Here is a 15,771-nt window from a genome sequence, read left to right on the forward strand (position 1 = left end):
ACCAGCGAGAGAACCGAGCGGTTCGCGAACGGATCAGTCGGCTGCGAGCCCTTCAGCGAACTGCTCGGCAAATAGCACGTAGATAACGATCGTCGGCAGCGCAGCCAGGAAGGCCGCAGCCATCCGCAGCGGGAAGTTAGTGCCGCTGAGGTCCGCGCCGATCCCCGAGAGGATCAGCGTGATCGTCGCTGCCTGATCGGCCGCGCTGCCGATCAGCGTCAGGGAGAACAGGAACTCGTTCCAGATCTGGGTGAACTGGTAGATGAGTACGACACCGATCATCGGCGTCGAGAGCGGCAGCACGATCCGGGTGTAGATCCGGGTCACGCTGGCGCCGTCGACTTTCGCAGCCTCGATGAGTTCCTCCGAGATGGACTTGTAGTAGCTGCGGAACAGCAGGAAGCAGATCGGGATACCGTAGGCGACGTGGGTAATCGCCAGTTCGGCCAGCGTTCCCCAGCGGTCGTTTGCGGGAATGATAGTGACGTTTCCGATGGCCAGTCCTTTGGCAAGCGGGAAGATGTTCGTCCAGAAGTTGTCCAGCGGCACCAGGATGGCCTGGTAGGGGATGAAGATCCCGAAGACGAACAGCAACACGACAAGCATCTGCCGTCGCCAGTCGACGAGCGTCAGCCCGTAGGCCGCCGTGCTGGCGAGGAGAACGTTGACCAGCGTCGCCGGGATCGCCATCGCGAAGCTGTTGATGAACCCGCGGGAGAGCTGGTCCAGTGCCCTGGTCCAGCTCTCGAGAGTGAACGTCTCCGGACCCGGCGGCAAGAGCGGCTGTGTCGCTGCTTCGGGGGGTTTCAGCGACGTGACCAGTCCCGTCCAGATGGGCGAGACGAAGAAGGCTATAAAGAGCATGATCACGGCGTACAACCCGAACCGGCGGTAGTCGAACTCCGGTAGTAAGCTGGCGATGCCGTCTCGATCAGACGTGGTTGCTTGGCTCATCTTATAGTGCCCCCTCTCTGTACTGGTAGTAGAGGTACGGTGCGATCACCAGCAGCGACATCCCGAGCAGGATCGTCGCGATCGACGCGGCATACGCCCAGTTCGAGAGCATGAACGCCTCCCGTACCATCAGCGTCGCGAGAACGTCGGTCCCTTTCGGGGGCCGATACGTGCCGAACATGGCATAGAGGAACGTGAAGATCTTCAGCGCGAAGATCATCAGTACGACGGCGGCACTGACCGACGCGGACTTCAGCTGCGGGATGATCACCCGCCAGTACGTCTTGAAGATGCTGGCGCCGTCGACCCTGGCCGCCTCGAACTGGTCGTCCGATATCGATTGTAAGCCTGCCAGGAAGACGACCATCGTGTAGCCGCTGAACTGCCAGATCAGCGCGAATATGATCGAACCGAGGACCAGTTTCGGATTGCCGATCCAGTTGTACGGCCCCAGTCCGAACAGGCCTATGACTGTGTTGACTAGCCCGTTGTTGTAGTTGTACATCCACAGCCAGAACTGGGCCGTGACGACGAACGACAGCGCCATCGGCAGGAGGTAGATCGTCTGGACTTTGCTCTTCTGGCGGATGTCACGATCCAGAAGGATCGAGAGAAACAGTCCGAGTACCAGCGAAATCGACGTGAACGCGACCAGGAGCACGAACGTGTTTCGTGCGGTCAGATGAACTGCTGAATCCGACAGCGCCCGACTGTACATGTCGAGGTCGAGGCTTCCGTAGTCCGGACGCTGGAGAAAGCCCTCGTAGTCCGTCAGCGAGATCAAGACGTTCCAGATGATACCGCCGTAGACGGCGGCACCCATCAGGAGCAGCGGAATACCCCAGTACGGGGCAGAACGAACGAAGTCACTCTTCCAGAAGCGACGCAGGCGAGCGTACCGGTCTTCGGCTACACGCTCGTCAGTGCCGGCACCAGCTACCGCATCTTGTTGACTTTCCATGGGTGAAATTAATGCTGTTCTACTGTCGGGCTAGCCTACGATTCCTGCATCGCCGCCGCGTCGAGGAGGTCCGACGCAGCCGCTTCGACGTCGTACGGGCCCATGAAGTTGTTGCCGATAGCCGACATGGCAGCGTCCATCGGCTCGGGCGGCAGAGCGAGCCCGTGCGCGATCGTCGGCGGGAACTTATCGACGCTGGTGAAGTCGTCGGCCGTCATCTCGAGGAACGGCGTCAGCCGGCTCGTGTCGACGTCGGTCCGAAGCGGGATCGCCCCCTTTCGGTTGCCGAACTCGACCTGCGCGTCCTTTGTCCCGAGGAACTCTGCCCATATCTTCTGTTTGACCGGCGTTTCGGTGTCGCGTGCGAAGGTGAACCCGTCGATGTGGAGCATGTACATGTCCTCCGTGCCGGGATAGGCCATCCAGTCCCAGTCCTCCTGGTACTCGACGCCGCTGTCCTCGGCGCGGTACATGCCGTACGCCCAGTTGCCCTGCTGGATACAGCCGGCGTTGCCCTTCATCATCTCACTGTTACCTTCGGTGAAGCTGATGGTCGAGGCGTCGTCGTTGATGTAGTTCCCCAGCATCTCCTGGGTGAGCTCCAGCGCCTCGGTCAGGTGCTCCTCGTCGCCGTTGCCCTCGATGAAATCCATGTACGCGTCGTAGCCGCCCTCCATCCCGAGGAAGTTCTGGAAGACGAGCTGCAGCGTCGGCCACGTCGACGACATCGCGTGTGTCATCGGGTCCGCGTCGGTCTCGGTCTGGATCGTGTCGAACGCATCGATCAGCGCGCTCGGGCTGTCGACCGAATCCGGATCGACGCCTGCCTCTTCGAAGACGTGAACGTTGTAGAACAGGTTGTTCATCCGGTGGGAGACCAGCGGCATGGCCCGATACTCCTCGTTGAGCCGGCTGAGTTCCGCGGCCATCTCGTTCATCGTGTCGGTATAGCCGTTCTCTTCCCACACGTCAGAGATGTTGCGCAGGAGGCCGCCGTACTGTGTCAGGTTCGCACCCGGCCACGCCTGCCAGGCCGCGGGCGGATCCCGGTTGGCGAGTCGGCGGGCGACCACCGAGTCGAGGTTGACGTTCCCCGTGCCACCGATCGGACGGAAGTCCGTCTGGAAGTCGGGATACTCCTCTTCGAACATCGACGTCAACTTGTCGATGGCATCGGCCCCGTCTCCGCCCGTCCAGGCGTGGAGGACCTCGAGTGGCGTATCGTTGGGCGTCCCGTCCCCATTTCCATTGCCGTTGCCGTTGCCGTTGCCGTCGTCAGCGGTGCTACAGCCAGCGAGTCCACCCACGACGAGCCCGGCGGACGTTCCCAAGACTTTACGACGCGTGATCGGTCCGTGATTTGCACTGCTGTCTTGTGGCATACACCTTGTTGTTCTACGTTCTCCTATATAGTAATTGTGGTGATCATTCATAAACGATGGATGGCAAACCAGCAGCTGTCACGAAGCGAGAACAGTGGAGCGCTCACGATCGTCGAAAGCTGCCTGGAACCCGGCGCGCCAAAGGTGTCACAGCTGGCAGTCCCGTACGTCAGGTCCGAGTCGACTGCTCTCTATCGGGCGGTCGATGCGGGAAATCGTTACAACGGCCACTATCAGGCCGGCTCAGCGCCGCGGAGCGGTTGATCGCTTTCGACGTCCTGGAGACTGCGGTTGTGCAGCGCGTTTCCGGTCTCGGCATCGAACACGTGGATAGCGTTCTCGGGGAGTTCGATACCCACGGACGCGCCTTCCTCGGCCGAACGCATGCCGCCGATCGTCGCAGTCAGTTCTGATTCGGTCCGGTCCTGGCCCTCGAACGCGAGGTGGACGGTGTTCTCGTCGCCCTGCGGTTCGACGACGCCGACGGTCGCCGGGAACTCGTGTGCTCCGGTCGGACTGTCGACGATGTCTATGTCTTCCGGTCTGATACCGAAAATCAACTCCGAGTGACCATCTAGATCGGCACGCACGTCCTCGCTGAGCGAGTATTCGAAGTGCTCGCCGACGAGCGTTCCGTCTTCCAGCGTGACCGGGAGGAAGTTCATCGACGGTTCGCCGATGAAGCCGGCGACGAACTGGTTGTTCGGTCGGTGATAACACTCCAGCGGCGTCCCGACCTGCTGGAGTTCCCCGTCGTTGAGGACCGCAATTCGGTCGGACATCGTCATCGCCTCGGTCTGATCGTGGGTCACATAGATCGTCGTCGTCCCGAGGTTCTCCTGGAGCTGCTGGAGTTCGGTCCGCATCTCCGCCCGAAGCTTGGCGTCGAGATTGGCCAGGGGTTCGTCGAGCAGGAACGCCTCGGGTTCGCGAACGATCGCCCGTCCCAGCGCGACGCGCTGTTGCTGACCGCCCGACAGCTCGCCCGGCTGCCGGTCGAGCAGGTTGTCGATGTCGAGCAACTCGGCGGCATCTTCAACTTGTTCGCGTATCTCGGCGTCGGAGAGATCGGTCGACTCTTCAAGACCGAACGACATGTTCCCGCGCACCGTCATGTGAGGGTAGAGCGCGTACGACTGGAACACCATCGCGATGTCGCGCTCCTGTGGCGTGAGATTCGTGATCGGTCGGTTCCCTAGGTGGATCGTCCCCTCCGTCGGCGTTTCGAGTCCCGCGACCATCCGGAGTGTCGTCGACTTTCCACAGCCGGACGGGCCGACGAGTACCAGGAACTCGCCGTCTCTGATCTCGAGATTCAGGTCGTCGACCGCGACGATATCACCACTCTCGTCCTGAAACACCTTGGTCACTCCGTCGAGCGTGACACTTGCCATGATCGATTGTGCGTTATTCTGGTACAAATAATTTGCCCAAATAGTCAGTCGTCTGCATACAGATCGGTGTCAGTCTCCGTCTCAAACTCGTCAAGCGCGTCTCGGAGGGGGCGAGCGTACTGGGTCAGATCACGAGCGCGATCGGATATTTCCGTGAGTTCGGCGGCCTGCTCCTCGGCGGCACCGGCGACGATCCCGGATTCGGCGAGCGTCTCCTCGCTGAGCGTCGCGATTTCGCTGATACGAGCTGCGATTTCGTCCAGACGCTCGCCGTGTTCCTGGACGTCATCGTCGCCGTGTTCAGCGAGCGTCTCGTAGGCCGCGGCGAGGTCGTCGATCTCGCGGGAGATCTCCTGCAGTTGCTCTTTCTGTTCGTCGGCGTCGTCGGCGATCCGCTGGACAGAATCGGCAACGTGACCGCTTGCGACCCGGACGCTATCCGAACTCGTCTGGAGGAGCTCCCCAGTGTTTTCCACTTCGATCGCGAATCGCTTGAGTTGGCCGGTCGCGCGCTCTAGTTCCGCAAGCATTTCGTTGAACGAGGTCGCGATCCGATCCATCGAATCGCTCTCACCGTCGGGCTCCAGGCGCTGAGTCAGGTCGCCGTCCGCACAGCGACGCATGGTTCGTGAGTACTCTTCGGCCTTCTGCTGGAGATACTCGTTCATCCGCATCGCTTCGGCGCGGGAAACCTCGGCCTCCTTGCGCGCGCGCTCGACTTCCCTGATTTGCTGCCGGAGCGAGCGACGCATGTCCTCGAACCCATCGTACAGCTCACCGATTGCATCGATCCGGGTTGTCCTCTTCGTGGTCTCGAGGTCGCCCTCGCGCATCCTGTGTGCCCAGTGACGGAGCCGGTTGATATCGCGAGTCGTATTGTATCCGATGGCCGTTCCAAACAGACCGACCAACAAAATCCCGCCAACCGTCGCGATTTTTCCCCAGCGCGAAATAGCTAGCATAAAACCGAAGACGTTCGAGCGCGGTTCGTGAACGAGCACAGTCCAGTTCAGATTCACGTTCGAGACCTTGGCGGGTGCATAGCCCACGGTGTACTCCTCGTTCAGGATCGTCTCGTCCGGCGCCATATTGGGGATCACGCCGGCTTTCTGGTCAGTCCCGTCCAGTTCGGATGCGAGACGGACGGGACGCATCGCAGTTCCGTTCCCATATTGATCGCGACCGGGTATCCGATCGCCATCGTTAGTCGCCTGAATTGTCCCCTCATCGTTGACGACCATCGTGACTCGATCTTCGGTATCGGTGTCCAACGACATCGTGAGATCTGTGATAGAGTACTCCATCACGAGATACCGGTCCGGATGCCCGGTCACGGGACTCACAAACGCGACGACGGGCATGTCGCCGATCCGGTGAACGGTCGTGACGTGGACGTCCATCACGTCGATGGCGTCGAACGGCGCCTCCCCGACCCAGGCCCGTCGCGTCTGGTTGAGTTGCCTGTCGGCAATGAGCTGCGGGCTCGCGACGACCCGAGTGCCCGAATCTGACACGTTCAACAGATAGATCGCGTTCACGCCGTACACGTTCCCGTCTGTCGTCGCCAGCTCGCTCCGGATGTCGAATCGAGCGCCCGGCTCGGTATTGCTGAGCGCGTCGTTCTTCGAGGCGAGCGTGACCGAAATCGAGTTGCGCTCGATCCAGGTTTCTAAGGTGTTTGCCTGTTGCGACGCCAGATTCCGGTACTCCTCCTCGACGTTCTGTTCGACCTGCTGTGAGACCACACCGGTTGCTGTTGCTCCCAGGACCCCAATAGTGACGCCCATTATCGCCACGACGAGGGCGAATTTCAGGGTGTACCGTCGACGAACCACGTCGGGAACGATCCGACTCAGTATCGACGTGCTCCCGGACTCCGCCTGATTTTTCCCGGTGCCTGGACCGCTCATTGTTTTATTCGTACATTGTTCATGGTCGTACGGGGTGGTATATGTTCTGGCTGAGAACGAGAGTGCGTCACGCGGGACAACACTGGGAACCGGCCGTTCACTATTAGAGAACGGCAGGCAAGACGACCCAATCGGTCAGTCGTAGTATCACGCCTCAAACCGTCGATCACCTGCCCTTGTTGCAGTCGGCAGTAGCTACCCCTCGTTCCGCCGCACAATCGTTCGCTAACAGTAAACGAGCGTGCGTCGATACCGTATAGTCCGTGGCGACTCTCCACGGCCTCATAGTGACCGTTGTATTACCGATACGACCGCACGCATTGTGCTCCGTGCTGTCGGCGGCCATATGACAACCCCGCGAAACGGCAAGAGAGACACTGACGAGCGGTGCCTGATCGACAGGTGCGACCGGGGAGAGGACATCTGTTCACACAGAGCGAACGATATTTGTGCCAGCGGAGCGTTCACTCAGTCCATGGCCCGGTCAAACGGTAAGCAGATCAAGGCAACCCAAACGAGTGTTGCGGTTCTCGAAGCGATCGCCGAACTGGACGGGGCCGGCATCAGCGAACTAGCACGGTACCTCGATCGTTCGAAGGGCGGGATCTACAAGCACGTGCATACGCTTGCGGACCTCGGTTACCTGGTCGAACGCGACGGAACGTACCGACTCAGTCTCGGTCTGTGGTCGCTCGGTGCGACCGTGCCGGAGCGAGTGGTGCCGGACAGCGTCGAATCGGTCGTCAACGATCTGGCCGCGTCGGTCGGCCACGTTACAACACTCGTCCTGTACGAGAGCAAGCGGGCGATCGCCACGTACGTGCGACGCCCGACGCCCGCAGCGACACAGCCGTTCCGGGAAGGCGAGTCACTGCCTCTCTACGCGACGGCTAGCGGGAAGGCGATCCTCGCGTTCCTGCCGGACGAGGAGCGAAACGCTGTCCTCGAAGGTGAACTCGACACGTATACCGATGCGACACTCACGGACCCGAGGGTGATCGAAAGCGCGCTCGAAACCGTTCGAGAGCAACAGCTCGCTCGCGACGATGGAGAGTACCGGGCAGACGTCGAGTGTCTCGCAGCACCGATTCTCGATAAGTCCGGGCATCCACAAGGCGCTGTGGGAGTCAGCTACAGTGGTCAGGAATCGGGAAACGACGAGCTCGATGCCGACGCCAGCTTGCTCGTCAGCGCATCGAAGTCGATCGAAAACGCGTTGACCACGTAGGTCTCGAGAGTCACGGGACCCACTCTGTCATGAGTCTGGTTCGTCGCCAGCGCCTCGAACAGTTCGCGTCACGACCTTGGTTTACGCACATACAACTGTAATTCATTCGCGCCAATCCCCTGTCAGGGAAAGCCACGATCGAGCTGCTTGATCGTCGGCTGTTCACCTTCGATATCGGAAATATACGTGAGGAGTCGTTCGCGGAGGTCGTTTGCGACGCCTCGGAACTCCGGTCGACCGGCGAGGTTGACTGTCTCGCCTGGATCCTTCCAGAGATCGTAGAGGTAGCGTTCGACGTAGACGTCACTCGACTGTTCGGCGCTCCCGCCGCGCCAGCCGGTCATCGCGGGCGCGGCAACGGCGTACTTCCAGCGATCGGTTCGAAGCGCCCGACCGACCTGCGATTCGCTGACCTGAATGAACGCCTCGCCGTCGGCATCGGGGGCGTCGCCGTGCACGATCGGGAGGAGACTGTCGCCCCGCATCGCGTCTGGAACGTCGATGCCGGCAACGTCGAGTAGCGTCGACGGGAGATCTACGAGGCTGCGGACGCTCTGGACGTTGCGACCGTTGTCGAATCCCGGTCCGGAGAGGACGAGCGGAACCCGGACCGCGGATTCGTGTGGCGTTCGCTTGTGTTCGCCGGGTCGCGTCCGGAAGTGACAGCCGTGATCCGACGTGTAGGCGAGTAGCGTCCGGTCGCGCACACCCTTTGCGGAGAGGGCGTCGAGCAGGTCCGCGATCCGTTCGTCGATCCGTTCGACGATGCCGTAGTAGTCCGGCAGTTCCTGGTGCCACTCGCCGGGGCGATCGACGAGATCGTCGGGAACGTACGGGTTTTTGGCGTGACGATCGGCGTACCCATCGGGGGCCACGAACGTCCACATGTCGTTCTGGTCGTGTGGTTCAACGTATCCGACCACGAGGAAGAACGGCTCCGACAGCGATTCGATACCGTCGATCGCGAACTCGGTAAACGCGTCGACCCGGTAGTCGTCGAACGACACCGGACGACCGTCCGCGTCGAACAGTTCTCCCTCGTGAGGCTGCGTGGTGAACTCGGGGACGTCGGCTGCGATCCAGAAGTCGTCATAGCCGCCGCGCTGTGCCGGCGGCACGGCGTCGTCGAACGTACTCGCGAGGTGCCAGTTCCCGACGTAACCGACGTCGTAGCCCGCAGACGAGAACAGGTGTGCGAGCGTCTGTTCGTCCTCCGCGAGTGGGATCGCACTCTGCCAGACGCCCGTCTCGGTCGCATATTTACCCGTCTGGAAGGCTGCCCGGAAGGGGCCACACAGCGGTTGCGGAGAGATCGCTTGCTCGATGACCGTTCCCTCGCGCGCGAGGCGATCGAGCGTCGGGGTCAGCCCCATCGGATTCTCGTACGCCCCGAGCGTGTCCCACCGTTGCTGGTCGGTCAACACTACGACGACGTTCGGTGGGGTTCCGGCTGCGTTCATACCTACACCTGTGTGTGGACGGACTTGTATGTAGTCCCGGACGGTCGCCACCCGTGGCTCGACCGCTATCCTCGGCTACCGGCCGAGTCGGGTCTGTATCGAGTCGGCCGTGCTGCCGACGAGGCTCGGAAAGTCGGCGTCGACGAGTTTCTCGCTCATCCGGTCCGACGGACCCGAAACGATGACCGCACCCAGGGGGTTACCCTCGAAGTCAGTGATCGGAGCGGCCACACATCGCTGGTCGGCCCGGTATTCGCCCCGATCGATCGCCTGACGCTTGTTTCGCACCCGCCGGAGTTCGTCGCTGAGTTCCTCGGGATCAGTGATCGTGTTTTGGGTCAACTCGGGCAGCCCGTGGCGCTCGATGATCCGACCGCGCTCTTCGTCGGACATGTAGGAGAGTATCGCTTTGCCTCCGGCAGTCGCTGTCAGTGGCACGCTTTCCCCTTCCCTGATATCGATGTCCGGACGGCCTTCCGCGCTCACTCTGAGGACGTACACGCCGTACCCGTTCTCGGGGATCATGATGCTCGCGACTTCTCCCGTCGCCTCCGCGAGCTTCTCGACCGAGCGATACGCCACCTGGTAGATCTCCAGATTCGATCGGACAGTCGTTCCGAGCCCCATGAAACGGAGACTCAGTCGGTACTGCTCGTCTTCCTGAACGACATAGTTGACTTTCCGGAGTGTCGACAGGTGCTTGTGAACGGTCCCTTTCGCCAGGTCGAGTTCGTCGGCGAGCTCGCTCACGCGGGCCCGCGACTGTCGCTTGAGCGCCTCGACGATCCGAAACGTCGTCACGGTCGTCTTTGCCGTCTGTCGGTCGAACGTCGACGCCTCCGGGATGCTCGAGGTGTCCATATCTCGTCTGTGTGGCCCCGGGAACATAATTGTTCATACCATATGAACTTCCGTGACGGCTGTTCGCACGTCGTGGTCGACAAACGGGATTTCTGCCGGGGCCTGGACCCTCAACAGCGACCATTACTCGAATTCCGTTCATGCAATACGAACGTCGGTAGAGACGTACCGGATAGTGGCATCCCTCATACGGTCGGTTGTAAGTCTGTTCCAGATCGATCGCATCCGTTATGCGATCGTACCGGTAAATCGTTACAACCGACCGTATCAGTCGGTCCTCGATCAGTCGTCCGCCGCCGGAATCGCAACCTGCTCGTCTTCCGGGAACGTCAGCTCGGGGAGATACGCCTCGTTGGCTTCGATCAACTCCTCGGTCATCTCGTGGAGTTCCTCGAGCGTGCAGGCCGCCGCCGAGAGCGGATCGAGCTTGACCGCCCTGTGGACCTTCGATCGGTCACCCTCTAGGGCACCCTCGACGGCGAGCTCGTAGACGGCCGTGTGCTGCTGATCGAGCGTCGCGATTTCGGGTGGCAGCTCGCCGACTGAGCACGGGTGGATCCCTGCTCCATCGGCGAATACCGGCACCTCGACGCACGCGTCGTTCGGCAGGTTCGCGATCGAGTTCTCGTGGTTGGGCACGTTGAGGTTGAACCGCCGCGGCGTGTCGGTCTCCAGCGAATGGATCAGTCGCGCCGCGTACTCCTCGGAGCGTTCGACGCCAACCTCCTCGAGATCCACGTCGAGTTCTGGACTGTCGCGTTCCTCGGACCGCTCCGTCCAGCCCTCGAGGTACGTCGCCGTCGGCATCCGCTCGGCGTAGTCGGTGCCGGTCAACTCCTCGATGGCGTCCTCGTCGGTGCGAAAGTACGGGACGTACTCGCTCATGTGGTGGCTGGACTCGGTCGGGAACAGCCCGAAGTGACGCAGCATCTCGAAGCGGACCGTGTCCTTGCGGTAGGTCTCCTCGTCGTGATAGGCTTCCCGGAGGTCCGGATAGATGGACTCGCCGTCGTGTTTCGCTTCGAGGAAAAACGCCATGTGGTTGATACCCGCGACCCAGTAGTCGAGTTCGTCCTCGGGCACGTCGACGTACTCGGCGATCGCTTCGGCCGTGTGTGGAACCGAATGGCACAGCCCGACGACTTCGATGTCGGTCGCCTCGTCGACGGCCTTGCAGACGATCGCCATCGGGTTCGTGTAGTTCAAAAGCAAGGCGTCGGGGCAGACGTCCTCCATGTCGCGAGCGATGTCGAGCATCGTCGGGATCGTCCGCAATCCGCGGAATACGCCGCCCGGACCCGTCGTGTCGCCGATGGCCTGCTCGATCCCGTATTTTTCGGGGATGCGGATCTCGTTCTCGAACGGCTCCGTCCCGCCGACGTTGATCATGTTAAGGACGTAATCCGCTCCGTCAAGCGCCGCCCGGCGGTCGGTCGTCGCCTCGACGGTAGCGTCGAGACCCTCGTTGTCGACCATTGCGTCCGCGACCGCGTGAGTCTGTTCGAGCCGGTGCTCGTCGACGTCCATCAGCCTGATCTCGCTGTCGGACAGTTCCTCGTAGGAGAGAATGTCCCCGATCAGGTTCGTGGCGAACACCATACTGCCGGCTCCGATAAACGTGATCGTCGGCATGCGAAGCACTCGCGATTGAAGGATAATAAATCTTGTCTAATTTTCACCGATCTCGGAGTGCAAAGGGTGCAGTTATTCGGGAATGACTCGGAACATCGCGACGTCGTGCGGGTCGACCGTCGCGTGCAACTGCCCGTCAGTCTCCCGGACCTCGTCGTTCCAGACGTCTCGCACGGTGTAGGTCGCCGCGTCGACCGGCATGTCGACCGTCTCGACAGTCGTCTCGATGTCCGTGGTCGACTCGCCGCGGTTGAACAGGATCACTGCACACTCCTCGCCGGCCAGTCGCTTGCTCCAGACCTCCGTCTCCTCGAGTACGCCGTCGCGAGTCCCCTGGACCCCCAGCGGGTCCTGGTCGATCGCGATGGCGTCCTCGTTGGTCAGCAGTTCGCGGGTCCAGTCGTCCATCGCCGCGAGGTCGTTGCCGGCCATCAGCGGCGCGCCGAACAGACACCAGAAGCTGAAGTGCGTTCGCTCCTCGGCGGGCGTCAGCGCACGGTCGACGTCCACGTCTTCGAGCTTCGACTGGCCCGAGTCCGGGCCGTTCCCGATCTGGAGCATGTCGGGATCGTTCCATCCGCCGGGACCCTGATGCGGGTCCATTCCGCGCTCGTGCATCTGATCGATGATGTCGACGATCCCGAGGCCGAACTCCTGCTCGTCGGTCGTCCACTTCGCGACGATGTCGTGGGTCGCCCGCCAGAGGTGGCCGCCGGCGTTGCGGCCCCAGCGCCACGGTTCGTTCCGCCCCCACTCGCAGATGCTGTAGACGATGTCGCGATCGACTTCTGCGAGCGCGTTCCCCATCGCGCTGTAGCGCGCGATCGCGTCGTTGCTCCCGTGGTCGCCGCAGTTGTCGTACTTCAGGTAGTCGACCCCCCAGTCGGCGAACTGCCTGGCGTGCAGGCGCTCGCGTCCGAGGCTCGCCGGGAGCCCCTGACAGGTCCGCGTCCCCGCCGAGGAGTAGATGCCGAACTTGAGCCCCTTCCCGTGGACGTATTCGGCCAGCGACTCGATACCGCTCGGGAAGTCGTCCGGGTGGGGCTGGAGTCGACCCTCGTCGTCTACCCCGTCGGCCATCCAGCAGTCGTCGACCACGAGATACTCGTAGCCGGCGTCCCGGAGTCCGGTCTCGACGAGCTGGTCCGCCGCAGTTCGGATGTCCCCCTCGGTCACGTCACAGCTGAACGCGTTCCAGGAATTCCAGCCCATCGGCGGCGTCGCGGCTAGTTCAGTGTCGCCTGTCGCGAACATGCGATCATCTGTACGGTCAAAACATAAATATCTATCTACCGCACACACCGATTAGTGTAAACAGAAAATAATAAAGACATAAGTGGGCGTATCAAGAGTACCCATGCATGGGAGAACTCGAGATCAGAGACCTCACGAAGGTATTCCACGACGACGGCGGTGATATCGTGGCCGTCGACGACCTCGGCATCGAGGTCGAGGACGGGGAGTTGATCGTTCTCGTCGGCCCCTCGGGCTGCGGGAAGTCGACGACGCTGCGCTGCGTCGCGGGACTGGAGTCGCCGACGGACGGCGACATCGTCCTCGACGGGACGGCCGTGACCGATCAAAAGCCGAAAGAGCGGGACATGGCGATGGTGTTCCAGAGCTACGCGCTGTACCCTCACATGTCCTCCCGGGAGAACATGGAGTTCGGACTGAAGATGGCGACCGATCTCCCGGAAGACGAGATCAGGTCACGGGTCGAAGAGACGGCAGCGATGCTGGGGATCTCGGAACTGCTCGACAAGAAGCCGGACGAGCTTTCCGGCGGCCAACAGCAGCGAGTCGCGCTTGGACGGGCGATCGTTCGCGAACCCGAGGTGTTCCTGATGGACGAGCCGCTCTCGAACCTCGACGCGAAGCTGCGCACCCAGATGCGGACCGAGCTGCAGGAGCTCCAGCAGGACCTCGGAGTGACGACGCTGTACGTGACTCACGACCAGACCGAGGCGATGACGATGAGCGATCGGATCGCCGTGCTCAACGACGGGGAACTCCAGCAGATCGGGACGCCGCTGGAATGCTACCACGAGCCCGAAAACGAGTTCGTCGCCGGCTTCATCGGCTCGCCGAGCATGAACTTCTTCGACGTCGAACTGGACACGACAGGTGACCGTCCCGCGCTCGTCCACGAGGGCTTCAGGTACGACCTCGACGAGGACGTCTACGCGGACATCGAGGGCCACGGCGAGCGGTTCACGCTCGGCATCCGACCGGAAGACCTCGAACTGGCGACCGCCGACGAACCAAACGCCGTGACGACGACGGTCGAAGTCACCGAACCGCTCGGGGAGGTGACCTACGTCTACCTCGAGATCGGCGACCGGCAGTACACCGCGACGCTCGAGGGCGACCTCGTGATCGAGACAGGACGGACGCTGACAATCCGGTTCCCGCAGGACCGCATCCACGTTTTCGACGGGCAGACGGGCGAGGCGCTCCGGAACCGCTCCCGGCCGGACGACGAGGCCGTCGAATCGTTACCCGGCTTCCAGAGCCCCGATAGCGTGGAAGCCGGTATGGAGTGAGATGTGTCAATGTTTCTCTCTACAGCCCCGGGAACGTCTGGGAAAGATATAAATACTACCCATCATAATGGGCGTAATGGGTATTAAATCATGAACGAGTCAGGTACGAGTGGCTTGAGTCGACGGTCGATGCTGAAGGGACTCGGCGTCGGAGCGGCAGCCGGTCTCGCAGGCTGTAATGCACTCGGCGGTAACGGCAACGGCAATGGTGGGCAGGCCCTCATGTGGGAGTACGGGTTCCCGAACACCGAAGGCGCAGAACCGGTCTGGCGGAACAAGTTCGAGTCGAAGTACGAGGAACTGGCCGGCGAGGAAATCAAGATCAGCCGGTATTCGTACGAGGACCTCCGGCAAAAGTTCCTCACAGGTGCGAGTACTGGTGACCCCGACGCGATCGAGGGGTCGCTGAGCCACCTCTCGGAGTACATCGCCGCGGGACACGTCGAACCGCTCGACGACCTCGCCGAATCACTCGATCACTTCGACGGGTACGTCGACAGCACCATCGAGGCGATGACATACCAGGACACGCTGTACGCACTCCCCTACGAGGGCAACGCGAGAGCGTTTTTCGTCCGGCAGGACATCCTCGACGAACTCGGTCAAGACGTCCCGGAGTCGGCCGAGGCGTTCCACGAAATAGGCCGGATGATCAACGACGAGTACGACGACTTGATCGGCTTTCACAACTGCACGAAAGACGGGAGCGTCCGGGCCTTCCAGGAGTGGATGACCCACATCTACCAGCATACCGACCAACTGTACGTCCCGGATGGAGACAGCTGGCAGCTCAACATCGAGGCCGACGCGCTGGGGCAGGTCTTCGACAACTGGTACTACCAGATCTACGCGGCCGACAACCCGGTCGGCGATCCGGACGATCTCGGTACGGGCTGGCAGACCAACGACCCCGGCTACATCAACGGGAACTACGCGTTCATCGAAAGCGGGACCTGGATGCGTAACTGGACGACAGGAGAAAACATCCAAAGTAGCGACACTGCCGAGGATATCCTCAACAACAAGACCCAGATCGCCCACCCGCCGCGCGCCGATGGGGCCTCGAAGGGGACGTTCCTCGAGGTCAAGCCGGTCATGGTCAACACCCACTCCGATCAGATCGAGAAGGGGAAGACAGCCGTCGAGGCCTATACGCACCCGGAGACGCTCAGCGAAGGCATGGCGCAGGATCCCGAAGGGTCGGGGAAGGCGATGACACCAGTTCACGACAACGTCGAGTCGACGATCGAAAACGAGAACTGGCAGCCGCTCACCGACATCTTCACGACTGGCCGCGCCCTCGCGAAGGCGACCTGGGGGCCGGTCCGCGAGGAGTTCTACACCTACATGCAGGAGGTCTCCTACGGCGAGACCGACCCGTACGACGCCGGCGAACAGTTCCACGAAGCGCTGCAGGACCTCGAAAGCGAGATATAACCACCTCAC

General features: G+C 61.7%; 12 protein-coding genes. 3 read left to right on the forward strand and 9 right to left on the reverse strand.

The features are described 5' to 3' along the window. Nucleotides 1–33: 33 nt before the first annotated feature. The 5 genes from HSR122_RS12290 to HSR122_RS12310 all read right to left on the reverse strand — a co-directional run bounded on the left by HSR122_RS12290 (nucleotide 34) and on the right by HSR122_RS12310 (nucleotide 6,478). On the reverse strand, nucleotides 34–954 hold the full coding sequence (locus tag HSR122_RS12290; protein ID WP_229110096.1) for a carbohydrate ABC transporter permease: 921 nt from the start codon (nucleotides 952–954) through the stop codon (nucleotides 34–36). 1 nt (nucleotide 955) lies between these two features. Further along, a complete protein-coding gene (locus tag HSR122_RS12295) occupies nucleotides 956–1,915 on the reverse strand; it encodes a carbohydrate ABC transporter permease (RefSeq protein ID WP_229110097.1) in 960 nt (319 codons plus the stop codon). A 35-nt stretch (nucleotides 1,916–1,950) separates the two neighbouring features. Next, a complete protein-coding gene (locus HSR122_RS12300; protein ID WP_229110098.1) occupies nucleotides 1,951–3,246 on the reverse strand; it encodes an ABC transporter substrate-binding protein in 1,296 nt (431 codons plus the stop codon). Nucleotides 3,247–3,530: 284 nt separating this feature from the next. Next, complete coding sequence (locus HSR122_RS12305) at nucleotides 3,531–4,691, reverse strand: ABC transporter ATP-binding protein (protein WP_229110099.1); 1,161 nt, start codon at nucleotides 4,689–4,691, stop codon at nucleotides 3,531–3,533. 44 nt (nucleotides 4,692–4,735) lie between these two features. Further along, a complete protein-coding gene (locus tag HSR122_RS12310; RefSeq protein WP_229110100.1) occupies nucleotides 4,736–6,478 on the reverse strand; it encodes a HAMP domain-containing protein in 1,743 nt (580 codons plus the stop codon). Between the two features lie 598 nt (nucleotides 6,479–7,076). On the opposite strand from HSR122_RS12310, the gene HSR122_RS12315 reads away from it, so the two are divergent. Further along, nucleotides 7,077–7,829: an IclR family transcriptional regulator gene (locus tag HSR122_RS12315; RefSeq protein WP_229110101.1), complete on the forward strand. Its 753-nt coding sequence runs from the start codon at nucleotides 7,077–7,079 to the stop codon at nucleotides 7,827–7,829. Between the two features lie 122 nt (nucleotides 7,830–7,951). On the opposite strand, the gene HSR122_RS12320 is transcribed toward HSR122_RS12315, so the two are convergent. The 4 genes from HSR122_RS12320 to HSR122_RS12335 form a co-directional block, all read right to left on the reverse strand. Continuing rightward, on the reverse strand, nucleotides 7,952–9,289 hold the full coding sequence (locus HSR122_RS12320) for a sulfatase-like hydrolase/transferase (protein WP_229110102.1): 1,338 nt from the start codon (nucleotides 9,287–9,289) through the stop codon (nucleotides 7,952–7,954). 75 nt (nucleotides 9,290–9,364) lie between these two features. Beyond that, on the reverse strand, nucleotides 9,365–10,150 hold the full coding sequence (locus HSR122_RS12325; RefSeq protein WP_229110103.1) for an IclR family transcriptional regulator: 786 nt from the start codon (nucleotides 10,148–10,150) through the stop codon (nucleotides 9,365–9,367). A gap of 282 nt (nucleotides 10,151–10,432) precedes the next feature. Further along, entirely contained in the window at nucleotides 10,433–11,782 is a 1,350-nt protein-coding gene (gene melA, locus HSR122_RS12330; protein WP_229110104.1) for an alpha-galactosidase, read from the reverse strand. Between the two features lie 72 nt (nucleotides 11,783–11,854). Then, nucleotides 11,855–13,036 carry a glycoside hydrolase family 27 protein gene (locus HSR122_RS12335; RefSeq protein WP_229110105.1) on the reverse strand — a complete coding sequence of 394 codons (1,182 nt, stop codon included), beginning with the start codon at nucleotides 13,034–13,036 and terminating at the stop codon, nucleotides 11,855–11,857. A 107-nt stretch (nucleotides 13,037–13,143) separates the two neighbouring features. Here HSR122_RS12335 and HSR122_RS12340 point away from each other — a divergent pair, with 107 nt between their 5' ends. Both HSR122_RS12340 and HSR122_RS12345 read left to right on the forward strand, forming a co-directional pair. Next, nucleotides 13,144–14,325: an ABC transporter ATP-binding protein gene (locus HSR122_RS12340; RefSeq protein ID WP_229110106.1), complete on the forward strand. Its 1,182-nt coding sequence runs from the start codon at nucleotides 13,144–13,146 to the stop codon at nucleotides 14,323–14,325. A 129-nt stretch (nucleotides 14,326–14,454) separates the two neighbouring features. Further along, on the forward strand, nucleotides 14,455–15,762 hold the full coding sequence (locus HSR122_RS12345; protein ID WP_229110107.1) for an ABC transporter substrate-binding protein: 1,308 nt from the start codon (nucleotides 14,455–14,457) through the stop codon (nucleotides 15,760–15,762). Nucleotides 15,763–15,771: the final 9 nt, after the last annotated feature.

Source organism: Halapricum desulfuricans, assembly GCF_017094525.1.
Taxonomy (GTDB): Archaea; Halobacteriota; Halobacteria; order Halobacteriales; family Haloarculaceae; genus Halapricum; species Halapricum desulfuricans.

Bases quoted from the DNA above. Each gene is read 5' to 3' on its own strand.
- HSR122_RS12290 (WP_229110096.1), bottom strand. From the start codon at position 954: ATGAGCCAAGCAACCACGTCTGATCGAGACGGCATCGCCAGCTTACTA.
- HSR122_RS12295 (WP_229110097.1), bottom strand. From the start codon at position 1,915: ATGGAAAGTCAACAAGATGCGGTAGCTGGTGCCGGCACTGACGAGCGT.
- HSR122_RS12305 (WP_229110099.1), bottom strand. From the start codon at position 4,691: ATGGCAAGTGTCACGCTCGACGGAGTGACCAAGGTGTTTCAGGACGAG.
- HSR122_RS12310 (WP_229110100.1), bottom strand. From the start codon at position 6,478: ATGGGCGTCACTATTGGGGTCCTGGGAGCAACAGCAACCGGTGTGGTC.
- HSR122_RS12315 (WP_229110101.1), top strand. From the start codon at position 7,077: ATGGCCCGGTCAAACGGTAAGCAGATCAAGGCAACCCAAACGAGTGTT.
- HSR122_RS12320 (WP_229110102.1), bottom strand. From the start codon at position 9,289: ATGAACGCAGCCGGAACCCCACCGAACGTCGTCGTAGTGTTGACCGAC.
- HSR122_RS12325 (WP_229110103.1), bottom strand. From the start codon at position 10,150: ATGGACACCTCGAGCATCCCGGAGGCGTCGACGTTCGACCGACAGACG.
- melA (WP_229110104.1), bottom strand. From the start codon at position 11,782: ATGCCGACGATCACGTTTATCGGAGCCGGCAGTATGGTGTTCGCCACG.
- HSR122_RS12335 (WP_229110105.1), bottom strand. From the start codon at position 13,036: ATGTTCGCGACAGGCGACACTGAACTAGCCGCGACGCCGCCGATGGGC.
- HSR122_RS12340 (WP_229110106.1), top strand. From the start codon at position 13,144: ATGGGAGAACTCGAGATCAGAGACCTCACGAAGGTATTCCACGACGAC.
- HSR122_RS12345 (WP_229110107.1), top strand. From the start codon at position 14,455: ATGCTGAAGGGACTCGGCGTCGGAGCGGCAGCCGGTCTCGCAGGCTGT.